General features: G+C 66.7%; 20 protein-coding genes, 1 tRNA gene and 1 pseudogene. 9 read left to right on the forward strand and 13 right to left on the reverse strand.

Annotated features, from left to right (window positions below; genetic code table 11):
• Positions 1-61: 61 nt before the first annotated feature.
• Positions 62-988: an NHL repeat-containing protein gene (locus B7R93_RS14980; protein WP_103021521.1), complete on the reverse strand. Its 927-nt coding sequence runs from the start codon at positions 986-988 to the stop codon at positions 62-64.
• A 15-nt stretch (positions 989-1,003) separates the two neighbouring features.
• Positions 1,004-2,296 carry a phosphoribosylamine--glycine ligase gene (gene purD / locus B7R93_RS14985; RefSeq protein WP_103021522.1) on the reverse strand — a complete coding sequence of 431 codons (1,293 nt, stop codon included), beginning with the start codon at positions 2,294-2,296 and terminating at the stop codon, positions 1,004-1,006.
• A 103-nt stretch (positions 2,297-2,399) separates the two neighbouring features.
• Here purD and B7R93_RS14990 point away from each other — a divergent pair, with 103 nt between their 5' ends.
• From B7R93_RS14990 to B7R93_RS15000, 3 genes are read left to right on the forward strand one after another with little or no spacing between them, the layout of a single operon-like run.
• A complete protein-coding gene (locus B7R93_RS14990; RefSeq protein WP_103021523.1) occupies positions 2,400-3,692 on the forward strand; it encodes a BamA/TamA family outer membrane protein in 1,293 nt (430 codons plus the stop codon).
• Between the two features lie 49 nt (positions 3,693-3,741).
• Entirely contained in the window at positions 3,742-4,743 is a 1,002-nt protein-coding gene (locus tag B7R93_RS14995; RefSeq protein WP_103021524.1) for a hypothetical protein, read from the forward strand.
• A 53-nt stretch (positions 4,744-4,796) separates the two neighbouring features.
• Positions 4,797-5,444 (forward strand): polysaccharide deacetylase family protein, encoded by a 648-nt coding sequence (locus B7R93_RS15000; RefSeq protein WP_103021525.1) that lies wholly within the window; start codon positions 4,797-4,799, stop codon positions 5,442-5,444.
• A 179-nt stretch (positions 5,445-5,623) separates the two neighbouring features.
• Here the strand turns inward: B7R93_RS15000 and B7R93_RS15005 are convergent, their stop codons facing one another.
• The 10 genes and pseudogenes from B7R93_RS15005 to B7R93_RS15050 form a co-directional block, all read right to left on the reverse strand.
• Positions 5,624-5,959, reverse strand: a complete 336-nt coding sequence (locus B7R93_RS15005) for a MerR family transcriptional regulator (protein WP_103021526.1) — start codon at positions 5,957-5,959, stop codon at positions 5,624-5,626.
• Positions 5,960-6,214: 255 nt separating this feature from the next.
• Positions 6,215-9,130: pseudogene (locus B7R93_RS15010) on the reverse strand (SbcC/MukB-like Walker B domain-containing protein); the annotation flags it as partial.
• A gap of 376 nt (positions 9,131-9,506) precedes the next feature.
• Positions 9,507-10,100 (reverse strand): CvpA family protein, encoded by a 594-nt coding sequence (locus B7R93_RS15015; RefSeq protein ID WP_103021528.1) that lies wholly within the window; start codon positions 10,098-10,100, stop codon positions 9,507-9,509.
• A 134-nt stretch (positions 10,101-10,234) separates the two neighbouring features.
• Positions 10,235-10,702 carry a GatB/YqeY domain-containing protein gene (locus B7R93_RS15020; protein ID WP_103021529.1) on the reverse strand — a complete coding sequence of 156 codons (468 nt, stop codon included), beginning with the start codon at positions 10,700-10,702 and terminating at the stop codon, positions 10,235-10,237.
• A gap of 85 nt (positions 10,703-10,787) precedes the next feature.
• Positions 10,788-12,620, reverse strand: a complete 1,833-nt coding sequence (ptsP, locus tag B7R93_RS15025) for a phosphoenolpyruvate--protein phosphotransferase (RefSeq protein ID WP_103021530.1) — start codon at positions 12,618-12,620, stop codon at positions 10,788-10,790.
• Positions 12,621-12,664: 44 nt separating this feature from the next.
• On the reverse strand, positions 12,665-12,934 hold the full coding sequence (locus B7R93_RS15030) for an HPr family phosphocarrier protein (protein WP_103021531.1): 270 nt from the start codon (positions 12,932-12,934) through the stop codon (positions 12,665-12,667).
• 39 nt (positions 12,935-12,973) lie between these two features.
• Complete coding sequence (locus tag B7R93_RS15035; protein ID WP_103021532.1) at positions 12,974-13,972, reverse strand: polyprenyl synthetase family protein; 999 nt, start codon at positions 13,970-13,972, stop codon at positions 12,974-12,976.
• Positions 13,973-14,040: 68 nt separating this feature from the next.
• Positions 14,041-14,679: an adenylate kinase gene (locus B7R93_RS15040; RefSeq protein ID WP_103021533.1), complete on the reverse strand. Its 639-nt coding sequence runs from the start codon at positions 14,677-14,679 to the stop codon at positions 14,041-14,043.
• 52 nt (positions 14,680-14,731) lie between these two features.
• Positions 14,732-15,253: a hypothetical protein gene (locus B7R93_RS15045; protein ID WP_103021588.1), complete on the reverse strand. Its 522-nt coding sequence runs from the start codon at positions 15,251-15,253 to the stop codon at positions 14,732-14,734.
• A gap of 95 nt (positions 15,254-15,348) precedes the next feature.
• Positions 15,349-15,825 (reverse strand): phage holin family protein, encoded by a 477-nt coding sequence (locus B7R93_RS15050; RefSeq protein ID WP_103021534.1) that lies wholly within the window; start codon positions 15,823-15,825, stop codon positions 15,349-15,351.
• A gap of 188 nt (positions 15,826-16,013) precedes the next feature.
• Here B7R93_RS15050 and B7R93_RS15975 point away from each other — a divergent pair, with 188 nt between their 5' ends.
• On the forward strand, positions 16,014-16,289 hold the full coding sequence (locus B7R93_RS15975; protein WP_232798497.1) for a NifU N-terminal domain-containing protein: 276 nt from the start codon (positions 16,014-16,016) through the stop codon (positions 16,287-16,289).
• A 2-nt stretch (positions 16,290-16,291) separates the two neighbouring features.
• Here the strand turns inward: B7R93_RS15975 and B7R93_RS15060 are convergent, their stop codons facing one another.
• On the reverse strand, positions 16,292-17,383 hold the full coding sequence (locus tag B7R93_RS15060; RefSeq protein ID WP_232798498.1) for a hypothetical protein: 1,092 nt from the start codon (positions 17,381-17,383) through the stop codon (positions 16,292-16,294).
• A gap of 155 nt (positions 17,384-17,538) precedes the next feature.
• On the opposite strand from B7R93_RS15060, the gene B7R93_RS15065 reads away from it, so the two are divergent.
• The 5 genes from B7R93_RS15065 to B7R93_RS15085 all read left to right on the forward strand — a co-directional run bounded on the left by B7R93_RS15065 (position 17,539) and on the right by B7R93_RS15085 (position 22,347).
• Entirely contained in the window at positions 17,539-18,780 is a 1,242-nt protein-coding gene (locus B7R93_RS15065) for a 4-hydroxy-3-methylbut-2-enyl diphosphate reductase (protein WP_103021535.1), read from the forward strand.
• Between the two features lie 71 nt (positions 18,781-18,851).
• Positions 18,852-19,595 carry an SAM-dependent methyltransferase gene (locus tag B7R93_RS15070; protein ID WP_103021536.1) on the forward strand — a complete coding sequence of 248 codons (744 nt, stop codon included), beginning with the start codon at positions 18,852-18,854 and terminating at the stop codon, positions 19,593-19,595.
• 172 nt (positions 19,596-19,767) lie between these two features.
• The gene (locus B7R93_RS15075) at positions 19,768-21,138 is read left to right on the forward strand and encodes a dipeptidase (RefSeq protein WP_103021537.1); all 1,371 of its coding nucleotides are present in this window, start codon (positions 19,768-19,770) and stop codon (positions 21,136-21,138) included.
• Between the two features lie 242 nt (positions 21,139-21,380).
• Positions 21,381-21,464: transfer RNA gene (locus B7R93_RS15080), tRNA-Leu, on the forward strand.
• Positions 21,465-21,636: 172 nt separating this feature from the next.
• Positions 21,637-22,347: a tyrosine-type recombinase/integrase gene (locus B7R93_RS15085; RefSeq protein ID WP_103021538.1), complete on the forward strand. Its 711-nt coding sequence runs from the start codon at positions 21,637-21,639 to the stop codon at positions 22,345-22,347.
• Positions 22,348-22,387: the final 40 nt, after the last annotated feature.

The following is a 22,387-nucleotide window of genomic DNA, read 5'->3' on the forward strand; positions in this document are numbered from 1 at the left end:
AACGAGACGAACGTGAACAGTTTCTCAGACGCCCTTTGAGCGCGACGCCTGCGCCCGCGCTTCACTCCCAGGCCGCCCGCCGAAGCAGGCGCGTTTCGGTCAGCAGGTACACACGATTCCCGTGAACCGCCACGTCGACGAGCGGCTCGGAGAGATCGACCGTGTGCTCCGCGACGATCCCTTCTGTTCGGTCCCACACAAGGACGCGGCGGGCACAAACGATCCACAGTTGGCCGCGGTGGACGGTGAGGGCTTGCAGGGCGGGAAGGGAGCCCCCGAGCACACGGCGGCGGAATGTGCCGAAGGTGTCGTACACGAACACCGCGTCCCCACCGGCGTCCGCTACGTAGAGGCGACCGTCCGCTCCGACGGCCATCGCGACTGGGTCTTGGAGCCGTCCGTCGCGTCCAGGAACCAGGGTCTCCGACTGCCCGAGGTCGCTCCACTTCCACACACGACGGCCGTGTGCGTCGAGCACAAACACCGCCCCCTCGTCGTCCCGTGCTACCTCGATCGGGCGTCCCTGCCCCTGGACCGGCGCCCCGCTTCGTCTCTCCTGAAACGTCCACTCCCCCCCCGTCCGCCGTTCGGTTGGGCCAATGGGCATCGACTCAAGATACTGTCCTTCCGTCGAGAAGCGCTGGAGGCGCCCGTTGTAGGTATCGGCCACGAGGAGGAGCTGCCCGTTCGTCGGGTCCATGTCGGAGGGCGCGTCGAACTCTCCCGGCCGCGTCCCCGCCCCTCCCAGTGCGTTCCGGCGAGTGCCATCGGCCTCAAAAATGCCGATCACGTCGCGCCCCGCCTCGGCGACGTACAGTCGGCCGCGGGGGTCAACGGCGAGGGCCCGCGCCTCCTCGAACTGCGCGAGGACCATCCCCACCCGGCGGTCTGGCTCCTGTGCACACGCCGAGCCCAGGGCCCACACGCCTCCGCTCCCCCACAGAAGCAGGAATCCAAGGCCAACACTCAGCCAACAGCGGCACCGCATGCACGCAGAAGAATTCTAGGACGCATTCAGGTGACCCAGCCCCTTCTCGCCGATATCGCGCCGGTAGGTCTTGCCCTCGAACTCGACGCGGTCGACGCCGTCGTACGCCCGGCCGAGGGCCGTCGGCAGGTCTCGTCCGGTGGCCGTGACGCCCAGCACGCGTCCCCCGCCGGTCACGAGCGTGCCGTCCGGTGTAAGCCGCGTTCCGGCGTGGATGACCGATGCGTCTTCAAGGGCCTCCGCCTCCCCGACCCCGCCAATCTCGACCCCGGTCTCGTACTCGACCGGATATCCGTCCGAGGCAAGCACGACGCAGGCGGCCGCCCCGGAAGCGGTCCGAAGGTTATGGCCCTGCAGGTCGCCATCGGCAAGATTTCGGAAAACCGCAGCCAGGTCCGACTCCACGAGCGGAAGCACGACTTGGGCCTCCGGATCGCCGAGGCGACAGTTGTACTCGACCACCTTCGGCCCTTCTTCCGTGATCATGAGGCCGCAGTAGAGCACCCCGCGGTACGGCGTGCCTTCCGCCTGCATGCCCTGCAGGGTCGGCTCTATAATCTCTCGGCAGATGCGTGCGAGCATCGTTCCGTCCACGATCGGGGCTGGGGCAAACGCCCCCATCCCGCCCGTATTCGGGCCGGTGCCGCCCTCCCCGATCGGCTTGTGGTCCTGAGACGGGGGAAGCAGAACGTAGTGCGCGCCGTCGGTAAGAGCGAGCACACTCACCTCCTCGCCCTCCATCTTTTCCTCAATGACGACCCGGTCGCCCGCGCCCCCGAAGGCCCGTCGCTGCACAATTTCGTCCAGTGCGTCGTGAGCTTCGTCCAGGGTCGAACACACGAACGCTCCCTTCCCCCCTGCCAGGCCATCCGCCTTCACCACAACTGGAGCTCCAACATCGCTGAGGTGGGCCGCCGCCTCGTCGCGCTCGTCGGCGTCGAACACCCGGAAGGAAGCCGTCGGCACGTCGTGACGCGCCATAAATTGATCGGCGAAGGCCTTGCTGCCTTCCAGCTGCGCGGCGGTCTCCGTGGGCCCTACAATGGGAAGCCCGGCCGCTTCGAATCGGTTGACGAGGCCGTCCACGAGCGGCCGTTCGGGCCCTACCAGGGTCAAGTCGATGTCCTCCGACTTCGCAAACTCGACCAGTCCATCGAGGTCGGTCGCCTCCAGGTCCACATTCGTGGCCTGCTGGGCCGTGCCGGGGTTGCCGGGCGCAGCAAACAGGGCGGACACCCGATTGCTCTGGGAAAAGGACTTGACGAGCGCGTGCTCACGCCCCCCACTTCCGACTACGAGGATTCGCATACGGTTTTTGATGACTGACCGGAAAGAAGCAGTTACACTGAAACCTCGCCCTCGCCCCGCCGTGCGGCAGGGTGCATTTCAACATAGGTGACGGCTCCCACTGATGCACACGTTTCTGTCCCGTGTTTTCCACTGGTCGTTCTGGGCGCCTTCTCGCCGACCGGGCTTCCGGGCTGGACTCGGGCTTCTTCTCGTTGCGATGGTGGGGCTGCCGACCGCCCCGGCGGCCGGACAGGCGTTCCCGGGCGCCCCGGACGAGCCAGGCCTCAACCTACGACTCTATCCTCTCGACACGTGGAGCCCACGGGTCGGCGTGGGCGTCGGGGCTGGGCTCGTGGTGCACCACCTGGGGCGTCGTCATGCGCAGGCCCTCGTGACTGCGGCCCCGGCCCGGCACGAGCAGGTGGCCACCGCGGCCTGGGCCAGCGCCCACCCCGAGCAGGTCCGTCAGTACGTGCTCGTAAGCGCGCGAGGCCTCCACACAAACCGCGACTGGTTCTACGGACTCGGGCCCGGGACGTCCTCCGACGCCCGGCAGTCCGTCGAGCGCTCCGCCGCCCAGTTCCGGATTCGGGTGGGTCAGCAGTTTCTCGACCGGCACCTGCTGGTCCAGCCGCACGTCGGCCTGTCGGCCCATCGGGTCGATCGCGTGCCGTCCCCCACGGCCCCAGATCTGGACGCGCGCTCCCAGGAGCACCTCCGGCAACTGGCAAGCAGTCAGCTCGGCCCCTTGTCGCCGGCCCACACTGGCCTCCGCATAGGGATCGATGTGGAGTACGACACCCGTCCCTCAGGCCCTCGCCCCACGCGAGGAATGCTCCTGCGCGGCGGTTGGGCGCGATACGAGTCCACCGCGTCCGTGCAGTTCGATCGCCTGGACCTCAGCGCCCACGGAGTGGTGCCGCTCGGCGGTGCACACCGCCTCGTGGGACACCTGTCGCTGGCCCACACCGCCGCGCGGGGCAAGGCCCCCGTGCCCTACTACCTACGCCCGATGTTCGGCGGCACCCGGGTCCCCGGATGGGCGCGACACCGCTTCGTCGACTCTGATCGCCTGATCGGCAGTGCACTATACCGCTTCCCCCTCGCCCAGCCCCTGAACGTGGTTCGCCTCGACGGCCACCTAGGCCTTCACGCCGCAAGCGTGTACGACGACGTGTTCTCCAACGCGGCCCTCGACCTGACATTCGACGAGGCCCCGGACGTAGGCGGGGCCTCAGTTCCCCTGCGACCGGCCGCGTCCGTCGGGCTCCGCGTGGGACTGTCGTTTCGCGAGGTGCCTTCGCTCGACCTTGCGCTTGGGGTCAGCCCGGAGGGGGTGACGGGCGTTCGGGTTGCCCTTCATCAGGACCTACGCGCCCTGCGCCCGGCCCACCACCGGCTTCGCCGACCGTAAAACAGCGTCCTCCCTCCAGCTGGTCGTTCCCTCGCTCCACGCATCCCCCATGCCGTTCGTCGTCATTACAATTCTCTTCGCCCTCGTCGGAGCGTACGCGCTCGGGGCGGGGGCCGCGGCGCTGGCCTTTCTCACCGCCCGGAACCGCTCCTTGCCAAGCGCGCCTACAGAGTGGCCCCCCGTGACGGTCGTTCCCTCTCAGGGTGCGGACCCGGGCGCTCTTCGGGACGCCCTGGCGTCCTGCGAGTATCCGACGGACCGCGTCGAGGTCACACATTCCGACGCCCCCGCCTCGACGGCGAGCGGCAGTGCCCCCACCTCGGACAACGTAATCCTGACGCTTCCCCCCGGAGCCGAGGTCCCGCCCGAGTGGCCCCAGTCGATGGTGCGGCCGTGCCAGACCGATGCCTCGGTCGTGGTGGGCCCTACGCTGGTAAGGCACGACAATCTGTTTCTGCCCCGACTCGAAGCCCTGCAGCATTTGGGCCGCCTGACACGCCTGGGCGGGACTGCGCACCTGGGCCTTCCCATCGGCCCCGGCACCGCCAACCGTGCCCTCAACGCCGACGCTCGCCCCTCAGCTTCCCCCTCCTCTGAAGGACCTGCCCCGTTGGGCCCTCCTCCGACCACCTCGGTCACCTTTAATTCCGCGCCGGAGGCAGCCGTAACGCGCCCCGCCGCCGGTTCATTCGTCGACCTCCTCCGCAGACAGGCCGAGCGGTTCCACCACGCGCTCCGCACCCCGTCCCGGTTCGTACAGGCCCAGGCGATCGGGCGCTGGGGGATCAATGCCGTGCTGCTTGCCTGCAGTGCCGTCGCCATCATCCTGCCCGCCTGGCGGCAACCTACGCTTGTCGCCCTCCTCGGCAAGATGGGCGCGGACATGCTGCTTGCCGTTCCGGCCGCGTCCCACTTTGGGGAGCGCGGCCTGCTTCGATCCATCGTCGCGACCGTTCTGGTGCTCATGGTTTCAACTTCTCTCGCGGGCGGGTGGGCCCTGGTGGGCTCCTCCAAGCCGGACAGCCTGGACCGGGCGGGGGTGGACACGTAACGGTGTCCGGTCCTCCGAGCTCGTGAATCGACTCTGACCGCACGCCTCCCCCAATGCGCTTCCTCATTCCCTATCTCGCCACCCACGGCCTGCGCCCGTTCCACCGTTTCTTTCCGGACCTCCTCTGGCGGATCGAGGCGGAGGCAAAGACCGCGTACCTCACGTTTGACGATGGTCCCACCGAGGAAATCACGGACGACCTGCTCGACCTGCTCGCACAGTACAACGCGCAGGCCACCCACTTCCTCGTCGGCCAGAACGCAGACGACCATCCGGACCGGACCCAGGCGATCGTCCGGGCCGGCCACCGCGTCGGCAACCACACCTACACGCACGTCGACCCGTGGTCTGTGCCCCACGAGCGGCTGCAGAGCGAACTCGTCCGCACCACGCGGCGGCTGCGGGCGCTTACACAAACCCGGGTCCGGGCGCTCCGTCCGCCCTACGGCCGCCCCACGCAGGGCCTCCGCCGGTGGTGCGCAGCCCAGAACCAGCGCATGGTGATGTGGGACGTGATGCCGGGCGACTACCTGAAGACCGCCCGGGCTCGACGGGTGTCAGACTTCGTGGTCCGCCACGTACGTCCCGGCTCCGTGATCGTCCTGCACGACAACCCCATCTGTGAAGACGTAACCCTCCCAGCCCTGGAGACGATTCTCAGCACGCTCTCCGCCGAGGGGTGGACATTCGACGCGCTCTGAGGGCTCTCAAGGGCGGAGTCTCTTCAATTCCGCGGACGGCACGGAGAAATGCTTGAGGGAGCATGGCGGGTCCTTCTCACTCGTTCAGCCGACCCGTGCCGGGTCCTCCAGAATGAGAAAGCCCCTGCCCGGCCCACGTTCAGGCCCCTGTTTGCCCCCTCATGGCGTGCGGCCGAGGGCTACTCCTTCAACTGCTCGCGGAGCTCGACAAGGAACGAGCGGAGGGCCCTCAAATCGTCTTCGAGGTCACTCGCAGTCTCCGTGCTTGCGTCCTTCCGTGCAATAGCCTGCCGTGCTCCCTCGATCGTGTACTTCTCGTCTTTCAGAAGATGGCGGATGCGCTCGACCGTCGCTACGTCCTCCTCCGTGTAGACGCGCCGCCCGGCCCGGTTCTTCCGAGGACTCAAGACCTCAAACTCCTGCTCCCAGTACCGGAGAACATGGGGCTCCTGATCGACGATCTCGCCAACCTCCCCGATCGAGTAGTAGAGCTTCTCGATTTCGTCCTCAGGCATGGGCTTACGTGCTCAGCAAAAAGAGCATGGGCGAAATGGATATAGGGCCGTACGTCACTGCGCCTTCACCGTTCGGCAGATTGGCCGTCGAGCAGGCTCTCGACGCCCAGGCTATGCCCCGACGAGTTCGAACGTCGAGCCCACGGACGGGTCCTTTTCAACCTCAATGCGCACCGGGAATGCCCGCTTGAGCCGTTCGAGGTGGGTGATGACGAGGATTTTGGCAAAGTCCTCGCGGATCGCCTGGATGGCCTCCACGAGCCGCTCGATGCCGGCCTCGTCCTGCGTGCCGAACCCTTCGTCGATCACGAGGGTGCGCACCCGCACGCCGCTGCGCTCGGCCAGCAGTTGCGCCAGCGCGACGCGGAGGGCAAAGTTCACCCGGAAGCTCTCCCCGCCCGAGTACGTCTCGTAGGGGCGCGGGGCCCCGTGCTCATCGGTGATGATGATTTCGAGCGTTTCCTTGGTGCCCCCGCTTTTCTTCTCTTTAAGAGTCTCGAGCCGCACATGCATCCGGCCGTCGGTAAGGCGGTCCAGAATGCGATTGGCGCGTTCTTCAATATCGGGAAGCGTCTCTTCGATAATGAGCGACGGGATGCCGTTCTTCCCGAAGGCAGCGCGGAGATGCTTATACCGCTGTCGGTCGGCGACGGCGTCCTGCCGCTCTTCTCGGGCCTCTTCCAGGGCCTCCCGATCCGCCGCGGCTTGTTCCAACTGCGCGCTCAGCTTGCCGAGGCGCTGCTGCAGCTCGTTGAGCGTGTTCTCCTCGGCTTCCACCCGCTCCGACACGTCCTCTTGTTTAGCAACCACCTCAGGCTTGTCCTCTAGCGCCGACGTGCACTCCGCGAGGCGTTCTTCCAGCCCTTGCTTCTCCTCCTCGGCCTCCTCCATTCGCTCTTGCACCCGGGCGCGCTGCTCCACCCACTCGTTGCGGTTTTCTTCGGCGGTGACGAGGGCGTTGTGGCGGTCCGGCACGTCGCCTAGCTCCTGCAGTCGCTCTCGAATTTCTTGAAAGCGGTCCGGGTCAAAATCAAGGGCCTCCATCTGTTCTCGAAGGTTCTCCATATCCTCTCGGAGGTCTTCGGCCACCCGGTTCTCCTCCAGTGCCGTTCGGAGCTGCTCGATCTTCTCGTCCCGCTCGTTCAGCGTCTGCGCCAGCTCCTCGTGCCGCGCCGCCGCCCGTTCGATCTCGTCCAGCCGATCCGCGTACCGGTCGAACTGGGCCGCCCGGTTCTGAAGAGTCTCGAGCGCGTCCGCATCGACCTCGACGCCCGCGAGGCGCTGTTTGCAGGCCTGCCAGCGCCGCCGCGCCTCCTCGGCGTAACGTCCTTCTGTGAGGCGCTGGCGAAGGCGCTCGGCCTTCTCGCGGTGGGCGGCGAGCGCCTCCGCCGTCTCCTCCAGCGACCGCTTCTGCTCCTGGGCCGTGGCGAGGGCCTCGCCCACATCGTCCAGCGCCTCCCGCTTCTCCGCAAGCTGGCGATACGTCCGTCGCAATTTGGCCCGGCGGTCTTTTTCTTCGTCCAGGCGCGCCTGCGCCGACTCGATGGCCGTGTCGAGCTCGTCGATGTGGCCTCGGAGTGTGGCCGTTGCCTCTTCTCGGTGGGCGTCGGTCAGCTCGGTGCCACAGGTCGGGCACACGTCTCCATCCGCTTCCTGGAATCGCTGGAGATCCTCGGCCTCTCGCTCGCGTTCATCCCGCAGCGCTTCCAGCTGCCCCGCCTGCTCTTGCACAGCCTGCGACCGGGCGGTTCCTTTCTTCTCGACCTCCACCATGCGCTCATCCAGGGCCGCCCGCGCCTCCCGCTTCGAGCGCAGCTCGTCGATGCGCGCCTCGATCGTCTCTTTCTGGTCCAGAGCCTCGGCCTCCTCCTCAATCTGCGCCTGGAGGGTTTCAACCTCGCCCCGGAGCTGCTGCCGGCCCCCCACGATGGCCTCTCGCGCCTCGGCCTTCCGCTGCTCCAACCGGTCCCGACGCCGGCGCACATGCTTCCGCTCGGGCACCTGCTGCCGAGCGGCCTGCGCCCGACGCAGATGGGTTTCCACCTCGGCCCGCGAGTCGAGCGTCTCGCGGCAGTCCTCCAGCGACTCCTCGATGCCGGCCCGCTCAGCCCTCAACCGCTCCAGGCGCCGCTCCACGGCACTGCGCCGCTTCTGGAGAGCGGACGACTTTTCATCGAGCGTTTGCTTGAGGGCCCGATGTCGTTCGCGTGTTTGTTCGAGCGCGTCCCGCTCCTGCACGAGAGACTGATGTTCGTCGTAGGCCTCCGCGATGGCCGTGCGGTCGTCCAGAAGGGCCTCGGCCTCCTGGATGCGCCCCGTGAGGGACTCGATCTCGTCGCGGTGGGCATCGATTCGGCTGTCCAGACTGGCCATCGACTCGCGAATGGACTCGGCCTCCCGGGCCGTTGCCTCTAGGTTGGCCCGCTTCTGGGTCAGCGCCTTCTCCCGGTCGCGAAGATCGGAAAGGGTCTCCGTCTGCGTCTCGATGTCTGCCTGCACGACCTCCCGCTCCTCTTCCCAGTTCGGCACGTCCTCCAGGGCCTTCTCCAGGCGCTCCACCTCCGCCGCGGCCCGCTGCTGCCGCTCTTTCGCGTCGCGCCAGTGGTCGCGGGCCTTGTCTTCAAGGGCCTCGTACCGGCTAAGGTTGAGAATGCGGGTGAGGATCTCCTTGCGCTGGCTGGGGCGCTTCTGCGTAAACTCGTCGGAGCGGCCCTGCAGCAGGAAGGCCGAGTTGATGAACGTGTCGTAGTCCAGCCCCAGGGTGTCTTCGATGCGCGCCTGCGTCTCGCGCTGGGTCGCCCCCGTCAGCGGACGGTACTCCGTGCCCGCGGCGTCGTTGAGCTGAAACTCGAGGTCGGACGAGGTGGTCTTGCCCGTTTCCGAGCGCGAGAAGGAGCGGACCACCCGGTAGCGCGCGTCGTCCAGGTCGAAGGTGAACGACACCTGCATGTGCCGGGTCCCGATCCGGATCAGCTCCTCGTCGGGCTTGCGCCGGCCGCTCGACTTGCGGGCCTCCCCCCATACGGCCCACGTCATCGCGTCGAGCAGGGCCGACTTGCCCTCTCCGTTGCCGCCGGACAGGCAGGCCACGCTGAAGTGATCAAACTCAAGGGGCGGGGCCTCCGTGCCGTAGCTCAGGAAGTTTTTCAGTTCCAGGCGAACCGGGACCATGCGTGGAGCAGAGGAGCACAGACGAAGAAGCACACCGGAGGTGGACCCGGGAGAAATTCCCGACACAGCCGCCCTGTTTCCGAAATGCCCCGCCTCACCGAAATTCCATGGGCGTCACGATCACGGTCGCGTCCACTGCGTCGGTCAGTACTCTCTCGGGGCGTATTCCCTCTCTCCTGCGCGGGACCGGGTCCCCGGCGCACGGCACAAGCTACATCGGGCGTGTTGGCCCTTCTTCGCCGACGCTCAGGGCGCACCGCCACGGGCCTCGTTCAGAGGACGGTTCTTGTCCCGTCCGCTCTTGTTTTAGCGGTCTGTTCCATGGCCACGTACGCAAAGGCAGGCCCGTGGGGCTGCCCCAGGGCCGCCGAACACATCACTGAACGCCGGGCTGGGCGCCCGAGCGGACGTTGTCGGAGCTGGAGGACTCCGGGACAGTATCCATCCGGGAGCGCACCTGCCGACCCAGCTGATCGGCCGCTCGTTTGGCCGCGGGAAACCAGGCTTCAGTCGCCTCGATCGTCTTGGGCAGAAGCTGTGCAACTGGGCGGTAGAGCGCCGAGTCGTCCCGCGTCTTCTCCTCCGGAAGCTCCAGGCCGGCGAGCACCAGAAAAAGGAGGCTCAGAAGCAGCGCGGCCTTTGCCCCGCCAACCGCTCCGCCAACCGCCCGGTTCACGAACGAGAGAGACAGGGTGTCAAACAGCTGCTCCAGGAGCCGGGCGAGGGCGAAAAACAGGAGATACACTCCCAGAAACAACACCGTAAAGCCGGCAAGCGGGGCGACGGACGCGGCAAGGCCCAGGCTCTCGACGATGAGTGTCCCGACCACCCCCATGAACTCCACGGAGAAGAGAAGCGCGGCCACGAGCCCGAGCAGGCTGGCCGCCTGGCGCACGGCCCCCACTAGGTACCCACGGATGAGTCCCCCGAGGAGAATGGCGAGGATAAGCCAGTCGAGCACAGTCAGCATGTCAACACCGCTGGTGAGCTGGATACGGGGTCGTGCCCCAAAAGGTGAAGAAAAAGTGCAGCGATGTAAAGCAGCGGGCCGGAACGAGATCCACCGCGGCGGGAATCGCTCTACACCGGGGACGTCCCGGCCGACTAATCAGAGAGCCGATCCTGAACCATCTCCCGTACGCGATTTCCATCCACCCGTCCGCGCAGCTCGTCCATGGCGCGCCCCATGACGGATCCCATGTCCGCCATTGAGGTCGCGCCGACCTCGTCGATGATTGCTTGGAGGCGTTCGGACAGCTCTTCGTCTGCCAGCCGGTCCGGCAGGTAATGCTCGAGGACCTCGATCTCTTCCCGCTCCTTCTGCGCTAGGTCGTCGCGATCCGCCTCTTCGTACTGCTCGATCGAGTCGCGGCGCTGCTTCACTTGCTTCTGGACGACGGCCAGCTCCTCCTGTCTCTCCAGGTCAGAGTCGGTTCCGGACCGCCGCTTCGCAATCTCCTTGTTGGCGAGGGCGGCCCGGAGGGAGCGGAGGGCGCGTCGGCGCACGTCATCCTGCGCCTTCATGGCATCGGTGAGGTCCTGCTTTACGCGGTCGAGGATGGAGTCGGACATGAGGTTGAAGTTCGAAGTGACTGGGAGAATCGTGATACGTGAGTTGGGGGGAGCGGCCCCGGCGTGCGTCCATCGCCGCTGCGGGTCACCGATCCGACGCGTCCGGGCCCCGGACGTCTGCGCCCCCCGAGCCAGCCGTCTCGGCCGGCGGCAGGTGGGTGTCGATCCACGTCCGGGCCCGACGGCGCACGGCCGGGGCATCGTCTTCTTGCAACACGTCGCGGGCGAGGCCTTTTGCCGCGTCGTACTCGATCGCCCGAACGACTCGGCGGACGGTGGGCAGCGACTGGGGCGAGACGCTCAGGGTGTCCACCCCCAGTCCCAGGAGCACCGGCACCGCCTGCACGTCGCCCGCAATCTCCCCACAGACCTCCACCGGGCACCCCGACATCCGGCCCGTCTCGACGACGCGCAGGATCAGGCCGAGAACCGCCGGGTGCAACGCGTCGTGCCGCGCCCCGACCGGGCCGGCAGCCCGGTCCACCGCCAGCACGTACTGGGTGAGGTCATTGGTGCCGACGGAGAAGAAGTCCACGAACTCGGTAAAGGCGGGGGCCTGCAGGGCCATCGCGGGCACCTCTACCATCGCGCCGAGGGGCAGGGTCGGATCATGGGGCACGCCGTTCTCCGCAAGGCGAGCGCTCTCCTCATCCAGAATTCGCCGTACGCGCCGCACCTCCGTCACGTCCGTCACCATCGGAAGCAGGACCCGGAGCTCCCCCTGACGGTTCGCCCGCAGGAGGGCCCGCAGCTGGGGACGCAGGTGCTCATCGGGGCGGTTCAGAAGCCGCCGCAGCCCCCGCTCTCCCAGGGATCGGCTGCCCTCGTGCTCCGCCGCGGCGTGACGGGGCCCACGGCCATCGCCGCCCAGATCCAGGAGACGGATCGTCGCTCCCTCCTCGCCGGCGGCCTCGGCGACCTCCCGGTACGCCTCCACCTGCCGTTCTTCGTCGACGGCGTGGGGATCGCCGTCGGCGAGCAAGAAGAGCTCGGTGCGAAGAAGTCCGATGCCGCCCGGCGGGTCGGGCCGGAGCAGATCGAGCTCGGCCTCCAGCCCCACGTTGACCCGAAGGGTCACGGCGTGGCCGTCGGTCGTTCGGGGAGGGCGCCCGGCCCTCTCCTCTTCACGCTCCGTCGGGGACGGCGCCTCCGTCTCTCGCTGCCGGTAGTCCTCCACGGTGGCGGGGTGAGGATGAGCGATCAGACGTCCCTCAGTCCCGTCAACGACGACCCGATCCCCGGACGACACGGCCTCCAGTGTCTCTCCAGCCCCAACGAGGAGCGGCAGCCCGAGCGCCTTGGCGACGATGGCCGCGTGCGAGGTGGGCCCGCCCCGGGCCGTAACGGCCCCCAGCGGCCCCTGCCGACGAACGCGCAGCAGGTCCGTCGGGGTCAGCTCTTGGGCCACCACCACCGATTGCGTATCGATATGAGCTGCGGCCGCCCGCCGACGCAGTGCCCGGAGGAGTCGCCGTTCGAGCTCCACGAGGTCGTCGGCCCCGGTGCGCAGGTGCGCGTCGTCGCTGTCGTCGAGTCGTTCGCGGTGGGCCGCCAGGACCGTCCGCACCGCCGCCGCCGCGGGTTCTTTCCGCGCCCGAATGCGCTGCCGGATGGCCCGCAGGACCTCCTCGTCGCGCAGCATGAGGGCCTGGGCCTCAAAGATGGCGTCGGTGTCCGCCCCCAGAGCGTCTGGGGCCAGCGTTCGAACAGTCTCCAGCTCCTGTTCGGCCCGTTGCACAGCGTTGGCCAGGCGGTCCACCTCCGCGTCCACCTCGTCCGGCGAGATGGGCGCACGCCGCCGGTCGGGGGCAGAGGCGTCGTACCGGTACGCGGTGCCCATCGCGATCCCGGGCGCCGCACCGGTGCCCGAAATGACCAATTCGTCGTGGGACGTAGATTCCGGAGGCGACTCTTCCATGACGTGGATGGCTGACGATGACGGCGGCCCGCGCTGAGTCCGGCCTACAATTCTTCCCCAAACCCATCTTCGAAAAGGGCCTCGATCGCGTCGGCGGCCTCGGTTTCGTCTTCCCCCTCTACCACAAGGGTGAGCACCGCTCCCTGCTCGGCGGCCAAGGTCATGACCCCAATGACACTTTTTCCATTGATCTCGTAGTTGTCCCGGCACAGGTAGACGGCCGACTCGAATCGAGACGCGGTCTTGACGAGCATCGACGCCGGCCGCGTGTGCAGCCCGGCACGGTTGCGAATGGTAACCTCACGCTCGATCATGGAAACGCTGAAAAGCGGGACGACGGACGGCGGGGGCGATCAGTGCTCGCGCGCCTGGAGACGATCCAGAAACCAGTGAAGCGCCTCCGCCGCGCCCGTGTCTGGAAGGAGGTGCAGATGGTCGTAGGCCTTCTCCGTGTAGGCACGGACCGCCGCTCGGGCCTCCTCGAAGACGCCGAGGTCCGCCATCCGCGCACGGGCCTTCGGCACATCGTCTCGGGAAAGCCCCCCATCGGCCACGAGGCGCTCGACCCAGTCCTGATCGGCTCCGTCGGCGCGCTCCAGGGCGCACAGGGTTAGGAACGTTTTCTTTCCCCGCACAAGGTCTCCCCCCACCCCTCGTCCCCACTCCTCATCCTCGGCGATGAGGTCGAGCAGGTCGTCCTGGATCTGGAAGGCCCGCCCCACCAGCCGGCCGGCCGTGCCGAGGCGATCGCACTCGGGCGCCGGGGCCCCTCCAATGACGCCCCCCAGCTCGAACGCCGCCGAGAGGAGCGCCCCGGTCTTGCGGTCGATCATGTCCAGATACGCCTCCACCGTCACCGCGTCGTCGGTCTCAAACGATGCGTCGAGGGCCTGGCCGGCACAGAGCTTCTCCACCATCGGGTGATACACCGCGTAGAGCGCCTCCGCGTCGGTCCCGTCCACCTGGCCCAGCAGGTCGTAGGACAGGCCCATCATGAGGTCTCCCGTGAGGATTGCCGTGCCGGGGTCCCACTTCGTGTGCACGGTTGCTCCGCCCCGTCGCTCGTCGTCCTCGTCCATTAGGTCGTCGTGGACGAGCGTAAAGTTGTGAAAGACCTCCACGGCGAGAGCGGCCGGCAGCGCCCGGTCGACGGACGTGCCGTACGACTCGGCCACCAGCAGGAGCAGGATGGGACGCACACGCTTTCCCCCGGCCCGCAGCACGTGCTCTACGGCATCGTAGAGGGAGGCAGGAGCCCGCCCGTCGACGACCGCCGGCAGGGCCTTGTCGATGCGCGCCCGGAGCGCCGCCACGCGCTCACCAGACGACACGCTTTGCGCAGAGGAAGCCATCGGTAGATTGGAGTGAACCAACGTCGTCGACGATCGTGCTCGGTGCAGTTTCGATCGGTCAGGGGCTTCTAGCGGTCAAGGGCGCCGAGCGCCGCCTCAACACGTCCGAAGACCTCTTCGATCTCTCCGGTCCCGTCGACCGAGACAAGCAGGCCTCGCTCTTCGTAGTAGGCGGCCAGCGGCTCGGTCTCTTCGCGGTAGACGTCAAGCCGGTTCTGGATGGTTTCGGGCTCGTCGTCGGAGCGTTGGACGATGAGGTCCGCGTCCACGTCGTCGGGGGGCGGGTCGTGGTCCAGGTGGTAGGTTTCGCCTGTCTCCTCGTGTACCCGGCGCCGACTCAGCCGACGCACGAGCACGTCGTCGGGCACCTCCATGCTGAGGACGGCGTCAAGGGGCGTGTCGTTCGACTCCAAGAACGCAGTGAGCCATTCGGCCTGCTGGTCGGTACGCGGGTACCCGTCCAGCACAAAGTCGTCGTGGCCCTCATCGGCAATGGCCTGTTCGGACAAGTCCCGGACCAGTGCATCCGGCACCAATTCGCCCGCGTCGATGTACGACTTTGCCTTTTTGCCCAAATCAGTCTCTTGTGCCATGGCGTCTCGAAGGATGTCCCCCGTTGAGATCTGGGTAATGCCATGACGCGTTTCTAGCAGCCCAGCCTGCGTGCCCTTTCCGGCACCTGGGGGCCCAAAAATAATCAGTCGCATCTGTGTTGGTCGGTCGTGCAAAAGAGTCGTTGGACGGGAACTGACACAGCCCTCACTCGGAGAGCTCCTCCTCCAGTCCCGCTACGTCGGTGTCGCCAAGCCAGGAGAGAATCTGATCACGAATCACCTCACGGGCCACGAGGCGCACCACAAACCCGAGACTGTCCCCCAGGACGCCCCCGCCGGAACGGTGTGCCTGGGACTCCCCAGCCCCGTTCTCTCGGTAAACCACGAGGGGAGCGCGTCCGCGCAGGGCCTTCTCCACCGCCTCCCCCGGCGTATCGCCCGTTTCCATCGCCTCTTCGACCTCCGTGCGGAGCGCGTCGACGTACTGGTCCAGGAGCGCCGCGTGCCGGGGCCGCCGCGATCGGCCGCCCCCAACGAGCGCCCCCACCGCCACGCCGGCCGCCAGCATGCCCCCAACGCTCTTCAGCGGGTTTTGCACAACCCAGTCGCGCAGCGATGAGCCGGTGCTAGATACCTCCTCCTGAAGCGAGTCGAAGCGATCGGCCATGGCGTCCGCCGTTTCTCGGAGGCGTGCCTCCACGTCCGCTCTGCTTGGGTTCGAGTCCATGGGGCAAAAGGGGTCGTAGAACAGAATGATCGAAAAGGCCTGGGGCCAGGACTCCTCCCCGCGGGCACAGACGCGCGGCCACCACTGCGCGGGCTTCACGAAGCATTTTCGTCCACCACGGCCGAGGCAGGGCGGGCCGGGCTCTCGTCCCCAGAGACGTCCTGTTCTCTGCGAAGGGACTCCAGCAGGTTGGACGGCGGCATCAGGGCGGGCTTCGCAACACGAAGGGCCACGATGATCAGGATGAGTGCCACCGACACCGCGAGAAAGCCCCAGAACGGATGCCCAAGCAGCCATCCCACCCCCAGCGCCACGGTCGTTAGCGAGAAGAACGCAGCGAGGGCGGCAAACACGGCGATCGTGAGCCCGAGGGCCACGTCGTTCTTGAAGGCGTCGAGCCGCTCTTCCATCTCCAAGATGGCGAGGTCGACCCGCAGGTCGATCCACTCCCGAAGGTCCGTAAAGAGCCCCTGCGTATGGGCCGCAATGCGACTCACCTTCCCGCCTTCGGGGGGCTTCTCCGTGGGGCGTTCGGCGTCCGGGGCCGACGAACGGTCGTCAAGGGACTCCATGACCTAGTTGGAGGCATGCAGTTTGAAAGGTGGAGGGCGGAAAGATACCACATTTTGCGGAAGACGCAAGTGAATTCACCGTACAACCCCAGCGGACGTTCCGCCCTGAACTCGCCCGCACGGTCTACGTTTTGCGTTGCCTAGTGCTCATTGTCCTTTCTCCATTGATCTGCCCCCTCCGAACGCCCATGGCCACCACGCAGGCGGAGTCGACCCCGAACCCAAACAGCCTCAAGTTTACGACGGACGACGGTGCCTTTCTCGACGGTGGCGTGGCCGCCTATGCCTCGGCGGACGAGGCGGACGATGATCCCCTCGCCCGCCGCCTCTTCACGATCGCGGGCGTCGACGACGTGTTCATCACCCCGCAATTCGTCACCGTGTCGAAGGCCCCCGCCGTCGACTGGGGCAGCGTGAAGCCGGACGTGGAGGCCATCCTCACCGAGCACCTGAGCGGGCGGTAGCGTCAGCGCAGGGCCCGAAGAAAGTCAGCCAGGGCCCGTCCCGCGTCGTTTGCAAGCGGCGGGAGGTGAAGGTCCCCCGGCGTGCGGAGGGGCCACGACGCGGGCAGTTGGTCGTGCAGGGGCTCACGGGCCACGACCGCAGCGAGGGCCGACCGGTGGGTGGTGATCCACTCATCGACCGCGTCAAGGGCCGTGTATTGCGTCCACCGGAGATGACCGTCGGGGCGTGGGACCTTCGGCTCGCCCCGGCTCATGAGAAACTCAAGGCCCTCGGCGTACGCCCGGGGTTCGTCGCGGGCCTCGAGGAATGCCTTCTGCATCTGGAGAGCGCCCGGCGTGTCCTCGTGCGCCGGAAAGACGCCGCGGAAGCGTGCCATGGCTTCGAGGTATGCATCCGGCGACAGGTCGCCCGGGGCCCACAGGAGCGCGAGCCGCCGGTGCCCACCGCCGTCGTAGAGCAGCGCGTCCTCCGCCAGTCCGCCCAGGGCATCGTCGCCCTCGTGCCCGTCGAGGACCGCCACGGCGAGCCGGGCGGGGCGCACGAGCCGGCGGTCGTCGGCGATGCCGTGATCATCGCACGCTGCGCGGACCGCCGCGGCGTCGTCCCGGACCGGCTGCGCCGTTACCGCGGCGGCGCGCTCAAGAAGCGGCTCCTGTTCCACAAACTCCGCGTCGATACTGTCGGTCCGGTCCGACACGGCCCGCCCAAATGCGGGAAGCAGAGCGGGAGAGGCCTCCGCCGTATGCCCGAGATACGTATGCCCGTCGGCCCAGATTGCCACGGCGTCTCGGAGGCCCACAAGCGGCCCAGAGGAGCCGTGCAGGACGCCCACGGTCGTCGGGGCCGCCGGGACCGCGTCGCCGAGCCAGTCGGTAAGAGCCTCCGGTGTGAGGCGCTGCATCCACCGGTTCAGGGCGTAGTCGATCGCCTCCTTGGTCCAGCGGTTGGGCGCCGCCAGGGTGTCCGCGACGGCCGCTTCGCGCGGCGGATGGTCCGGCGCTCGCCAGTCTGCGGCGGCGGCGGCAATGGCATCGATGCGGGCTTGTCTTCTCGCGCTCACGTGGGCATGGGGGTCGGGAGAGGAGGCGTGCATTTCGCCCGCCCTGCACGCGCACCCCATCACCGGTTGTTCCTCCTTCATGCCCTTCACATGTCCTCCCGTCGCCCCCGGTCCCCCCGAATCACCGGCGGCTCCCTCCCGTACCACCGGAAGGAACGACAGCATTCTTCCGCGACCCCTGACTGCCCATGCGCCAGTTCGACGTTCCTACGTTCTACAAGAGTCCCATCATCTCGACGGTCACGGATGCGCGGCAGGCCACCGATCCCCGCAAGAACGACTTGTCCCCGTCGGTGATCGACTTTGGGCCGGTGCGCTTCAAAATCGCGCGACACTTTGGCTTTTGCTTCGGCGTGGAGCAGGCCATCGAGATCGCGTACGAGGCACTGGAGGAAAACCCCGACAAGCGGATCTTCCTCCTCTCCGAAATGATCCACAACCCGCACGTGAACGAGGACCTGCGGGACCGGGGCATTCGATTCCTGCGCACCACGCAGGGAGAGCAGCTCATCCCGTTCGACGCGCTGGAGCCGGACGACGTGGTCATCATTCCGGCCTTCGGCACCACACTGGAGGTGGAACAGGAGCTCGAGCGACAGGGCGTCGACACCGAGGCCTACGACACCACCTGTCCGTTCGTCGAAAAGGTATGGCGCAAAAGCTCCCAGATTGGGGACGACGACTACTCGATCGTGGTCCACGGCAAGCGCTACCACGAGGAGACCCGCGCGACCTTTTCTCACGCGAAGGAGGAGGGCCCCGTCGTCGTCGTGCGGGACCCGGACGAGGCCCGGGAGCTGGCGAAGGTAATCCGGGGAGAGAACGGCCCTGATTTCTTCTACGACTACTTCGAGGACAAGTACTCGGAAGACTTTGACCCGGAGCGGGACCTGCGGCGGGTGGGCGTGGTGAACCAGACCACCATGCTGGCGGAAGAGACCGCCGCCATTGCCGACCTGATGCGCGACGCCATGATGGATCGCTACGGCGAGGCCGACGTGGAGGAGCGCTTTGCGGACACAAGCGACACGCTCTGCTACGCCACCAACGAGAACCAGAACGCCACGCAAGCGCTCATCGAGGATGGAGCCGACCTTGGAATCATCGTGGGCGGCTACAACTCCTCCAACACGAGCCACCTCGTGGAGCTCTGCGAGGAGCACATGCCCACATACTTCATTCGGGACGCCGACGAGTTCGACGCCCCCTCGGAAATTCACCACTTCGACGTTCACGCACAAGAAGAGGTCACGACGAGGGACTGGTTCCCCGCCGAGGACACGCCGGTCGACGTGCTGATCACCTCCGGGGCCTCCTGTCCCGACGCCCTGCTCGACGAGGTGGCCCGCAAGATCGTGAACTGGTACCCGGACGCGCGTCCCGTGGAGGAGGTCCTCGCTCCCTTTAAAGAGGAGATAGGGGACGACTGAGGCTCTCCTCTCGCCTGCCGCATCAGGGGCTGCGGTCACTACGTCTTCTCTCTCGTTTCTCCCCTTCGGATATGTCCTGGTACGAAGAATGGTTCTGGAGCGACGCGTACACCCGCGTCTACGACCACCGAGACGACACGGACGCCGAACGGTTGGTCGACCTGATTGAGCAGAACCTCGCGCCGGCCTCGGGGAGCCACCTCCTCGACATTGGCTGCGGGCGAGGCCGGCACGCCCGGGCCCTCGCCCGTCGCGACTGGCAGGTGACGGGCCTCGACCTCTCGGAGGACGCCATTGCGGCGGCCCGTTCGCAGGCGGCAGACGAGGGCCTCGACGAGACGGTTTCTTTTCAGGTTGGCGACATGCGCACCCCGGTGTGCGACGGGTGTGCAGACGGGGTGATCAACCTGTTTACCTCGTTCGGCTACTTCGACGCGGACGCCGAGAACGAACGCGCCCTTGCGGCTATGGCAACGGCGCTCCGGCCTGATGGATGGTTCCTCCAAGACTTTCTCAACGCCCCCCAGGTCGCCGCGTCGCTGGGGGCCTCCGAGTACGAGACCGAGGACGGGCACACCATCCACCAGGACCGCTGGATCGAGGATGGTCGCGTCAACAAACAGATTACCGTCCGCCGGAACGGGCACACGGAGACCTTTCAGGAGAGTGTGCGCCTGTACACCCTGTCCGACCTGACGGCGATGTACGCACGGGTGGGCCTCGACGTTGTGGACCTGTTCGGGGACTACGACGGGGGCGACTACGTGCCCGACGAGAGTCCGCGCCTGTTGCTTCACGCCGTCCCGGCATCGTGAGAAGGCCTTCTGTCGGCGTCCGGGCAGCCGGATGGCCCACGGAACGCACTGTCCGATTTGTGACCCATTCGGCCTGTCCGCCCGGACATGCTCTCTCCACTCTCGTATCCTCTCGTTCGCCGCGCCCCTTCTTTTTCTTTCCAACGACGCCCCACGCAAGTTGACCTCGCCTATGAACACCGCGCTCACCTACGCCGACGCCCACGCCGACCGCTTCGTCAGCGAGCTCGAAGAGCTTCTCCGCATTCCGTCGGTCAGCACCGATTCCGCCTACGACGACGAGGTGGAACGGGCCGCCGAGTGGCTTGCCGACCACTTCGACGCCATTGGGATGGAGCACACCGAGATCATCGAGACCGACGGCCATCCCCTCGTCTACGCCGAGCACATCAGCGACCCTGACAAGCCGACTGTCGTCGTGTACGGCCACTACGACGTGCAGCCGCCCGACCCCCTGGAGGAATGGTCCACCGACCCCTTCGACCCGACCCGGCACGACGGGGCCCTGTACGCCCGCGGCGCGTGTGACGATAAGGGGCAGATGTTTATGCACGTCAAGGCCGCCGAGGCCTACCTGTCGGCCGAGGGCGACCTCCCCGTCAACCTCAAGTGCATCATCGAGGGTGAGGAAGAGACCGGCTCGATGGCCATCGAGACGTACGTCCGTGACCACGGCACCCGGCTCGACGGCGACGTCGTCCTCGTCTCAGACACGGCCATGTTTTCGCCGGAGACGCCGTCCATCACGTACGGCCTGCGCGGGCTGGCCTACGCCGAGATCACCCTGGAGGGCCCAAACCGCGACCTCCACTCCGGCAACTATGGCGGCGCCGTGGACAACCCGGCCAACGCGCTCAGTCGGCTGATCGCCGGCCTGCACGACGACGATCACCGCATCGCGATCCCTGGATTCTACGAGGACGTGCGCGCCCTGACGGCGGCCGAGCGCGACACCTACGCCGACCTTCCGTTCGACGAGGCGGCCTGGCGGGACGCCATTGGCATCGACGATGTGCGGACCGAGGGGGACTACACGACGCTCGAATGCCTCTCGGCCCGCCCCACGCTCGACGTGAACGGGATCTGGGGGGGCTACACCGGTGAGGGCGCCAAAACGGTCCTCCCGTCGCGGGCCCACGCCAAGATTTCGATGCGCCTCGTGCCCGACCAACAGGTGGCGGACATCTACGACAAGCTTGAGGCCCATCTGGAGGCAGCGGTGCCGGCCACCATGGACCTTTCGGTGCGACGGCTGCACGGGGGCGATCCCGTGCTCGTTGACCGGGCCGCCCCGTCGATGCAGGCCGCGAAGGAGGCCATGGGCGAGGTGTGTGGAACCGAGCCGGTCTTTGTGCGCAACGGCGGGTCGATTCCCGTGGTGGCGGACTTTCAGAATCACCTGGGCCTCGACAGCGTGCTCATGGGCTTCGGGCTCGACTCCGACGCCATTCACTCTCCCGACGAGCACTTTGGCCTCGACCGCTTTCAGCAGGGCATTCAGGCCATCATCCGCTTCCACGACCACTACGCCGCGACGACCTGACTCTCCTGAACAGACGAACACGCCCTGTCCCTCCATTCTCACACTCCTCTGATCGTCCTCCTTGTGGCCCGGACGCCCCGGGTACAGGTTCCACCACGTGACGACGGCCCCGAGTGCTGTCGGTGCGACTGAGCAACGCCCCCACGGAACCTGAGGGTTGAACTACGAATTGGGAGCTTTCGGATTGAACACGGACGCGCCGCGCGTCCCCCGCCGGTCCAGGAAGGCCTGGCCCCGACGCGGCCCGAGTGGCGGAATTGGCAGACGCGACGGATTCAAAATCCGTTGTCCGCAAGGACGTGAGGGTTCAAGTCCCTCCTCGGGCACTCCTGTCTTGATCGACGCTGAACAACGCTGGACGTCAGTTCCCTCTGCGGAAACGACGCTTGATACCGCTTCGTCTCTCGGGAAGTTAGTCATCCAGCCGCTACCTGTGTACAGAGCTGTGTACAGAGAGTGTGACACAGCAGCTATCGGTGCCGCAATCCAAGCACCGACATGGCTTCTCTTTACAAGCGAGACAGCGGCACCTACTACGCTCAGTTCTACGACTCGGAGCGTTCTCCATCCCGCAAGCGGTTCAGCCTCCGAACGTCCACGAAAAGTACAGCCCGCCGGAAACTGACGGAGTTGGAAGATGCGTTCGTGGAAGGCAAATTTGACCCGTGGGCTAACAGCGGGCGCAAGACGGACCCTTTCAACTACAACCGACCAGAGGCCAGCCGTAATGCTTCCCTCTCGGATGCAATCGAGCAGTTTGCAGAGGCGAAGCGGAAGCAGGGACGCTCCGATCGAACCATCAGCACGTACCGCAACCTCTGGGAGCGGTTTACCGACCGATTCCGAGAAGGAACTAAGCTTTCGGGCATCTCGCCTTCGGACGTTGAGGCGTTCTGCTACGACGACAGCGTAAGCAGTGCCACCCGTCACAAGCGGTACCGTCACCTCCACGCAATCCTCAGCTGGGCAGAGGAAGAGGGACTGACCACTCAGTCGCCCGTTGAGGACGTATCAGCGCCTCAGAAAGAGAAGAAACTTCCGACCCCGGTACGGAAGGAAGACCTACCAAAGCTCTGCTCAGCGGTTGCTAAGCGGTACCGTAAGCTCCGGCGGGAACGCAAGTGTCGCCCCCGTCAGATCGTTTGGGTGATCCCAGTTTTCCGGTGGGCCTTCTACACTGGAATGCGGGCTACGGAGATAGTGGAGTGAACCCGATATAACGGACAGGTGACCGCTTTCACACTGCGGC

Origin of the sequence: Salinibacter altiplanensis (assembly GCF_002894645.1) — a bacterium.
GTDB lineage: Bacteria > Bacteroidota > Rhodothermia > Rhodothermales > Salinibacteraceae > Salinibacter > Salinibacter altiplanensis.

Coding starts and splice junctions, on each gene's coding strand:
- B7R93_RS14980 (WP_103021521.1), bottom strand. CDS start 988: ATGCGGTGCCGCTGTTGGCTGAGTGTTGGCCTTGGATTCCTGCTTCTG.
- B7R93_RS15075 (WP_103021537.1), top strand. CDS start 19,768: ATGAACACCGCGCTCACCTACGCCGACGCCCACGCCGACCGCTTCGTC.
- B7R93_RS15070 (WP_103021536.1), top strand. CDS start 18,852: ATGTCCTGGTACGAAGAATGGTTCTGGAGCGACGCGTACACCCGCGTC.
- ptsP (WP_103021530.1), bottom strand. CDS start 12,620: ATGGAAGAGTCGCCTCCGGAATCTACGTCCCACGACGAATTGGTCATT.
- B7R93_RS15030 (WP_103021531.1), bottom strand. CDS start 12,934: ATGATCGAGCGTGAGGTTACCATTCGCAACCGTGCCGGGCTGCACACG.
- B7R93_RS15060 (WP_232798498.1), bottom strand. CDS start 17,383: ATGCACGCCTCCTCTCCCGACCCCCATGCCCACGTGAGCGCGAGAAGA.
- B7R93_RS15040 (WP_103021533.1), bottom strand. CDS start 14,679: ATGCGACTGATTATTTTTGGGCCCCCAGGTGCCGGAAAGGGCACGCAG.
- B7R93_RS15085 (WP_103021538.1), top strand. CDS start 21,637: ATGGCTTCTCTTTACAAGCGAGACAGCGGCACCTACTACGCTCAGTTC.
- B7R93_RS15050 (WP_103021534.1), bottom strand. CDS start 15,825: ATGGAGTCCCTTGACGACCGTTCGTCGGCCCCGGACGCCGAACGCCCC.
- B7R93_RS15035 (WP_103021532.1), bottom strand. CDS start 13,972: ATGGCTTCCTCTGCGCAAAGCGTGTCGTCTGGTGAGCGCGTGGCGGCG.
- B7R93_RS15975 (WP_232798497.1), top strand. CDS start 16,014: ATGGCCACCACGCAGGCGGAGTCGACCCCGAACCCAAACAGCCTCAAG.
- B7R93_RS15015 (WP_103021528.1), bottom strand. CDS start 10,100: ATGCTGACTGTGCTCGACTGGCTTATCCTCGCCATTCTCCTCGGGGGA.
- B7R93_RS14990 (WP_103021523.1), top strand. CDS start 2,400: ATGCACACGTTTCTGTCCCGTGTTTTCCACTGGTCGTTCTGGGCGCCT.
- B7R93_RS15020 (WP_103021529.1), bottom strand. CDS start 10,702: ATGTCCGACTCCATCCTCGACCGCGTAAAGCAGGACCTCACCGATGCC.
- B7R93_RS15045 (WP_103021588.1), bottom strand. CDS start 15,253: ATGGACTCGAACCCAAGCAGAGCGGACGTGGAGGCACGCCTCCGAGAA.
- B7R93_RS15065 (WP_103021535.1), top strand. CDS start 17,539: ATGCGCCAGTTCGACGTTCCTACGTTCTACAAGAGTCCCATCATCTCG.
- B7R93_RS15005 (WP_103021526.1), bottom strand. CDS start 5,959: ATGCCTGAGGACGAAATCGAGAAGCTCTACTACTCGATCGGGGAGGTT.
- B7R93_RS14995 (WP_103021524.1), top strand. CDS start 3,742: ATGCCGTTCGTCGTCATTACAATTCTCTTCGCCCTCGTCGGAGCGTAC.
- B7R93_RS15000 (WP_103021525.1), top strand. CDS start 4,797: ATGCGCTTCCTCATTCCCTATCTCGCCACCCACGGCCTGCGCCCGTTC.
- purD (WP_103021522.1), bottom strand. CDS start 2,296: ATGCGAATCCTCGTAGTCGGAAGTGGGGGGCGTGAGCACGCGCTCGTC.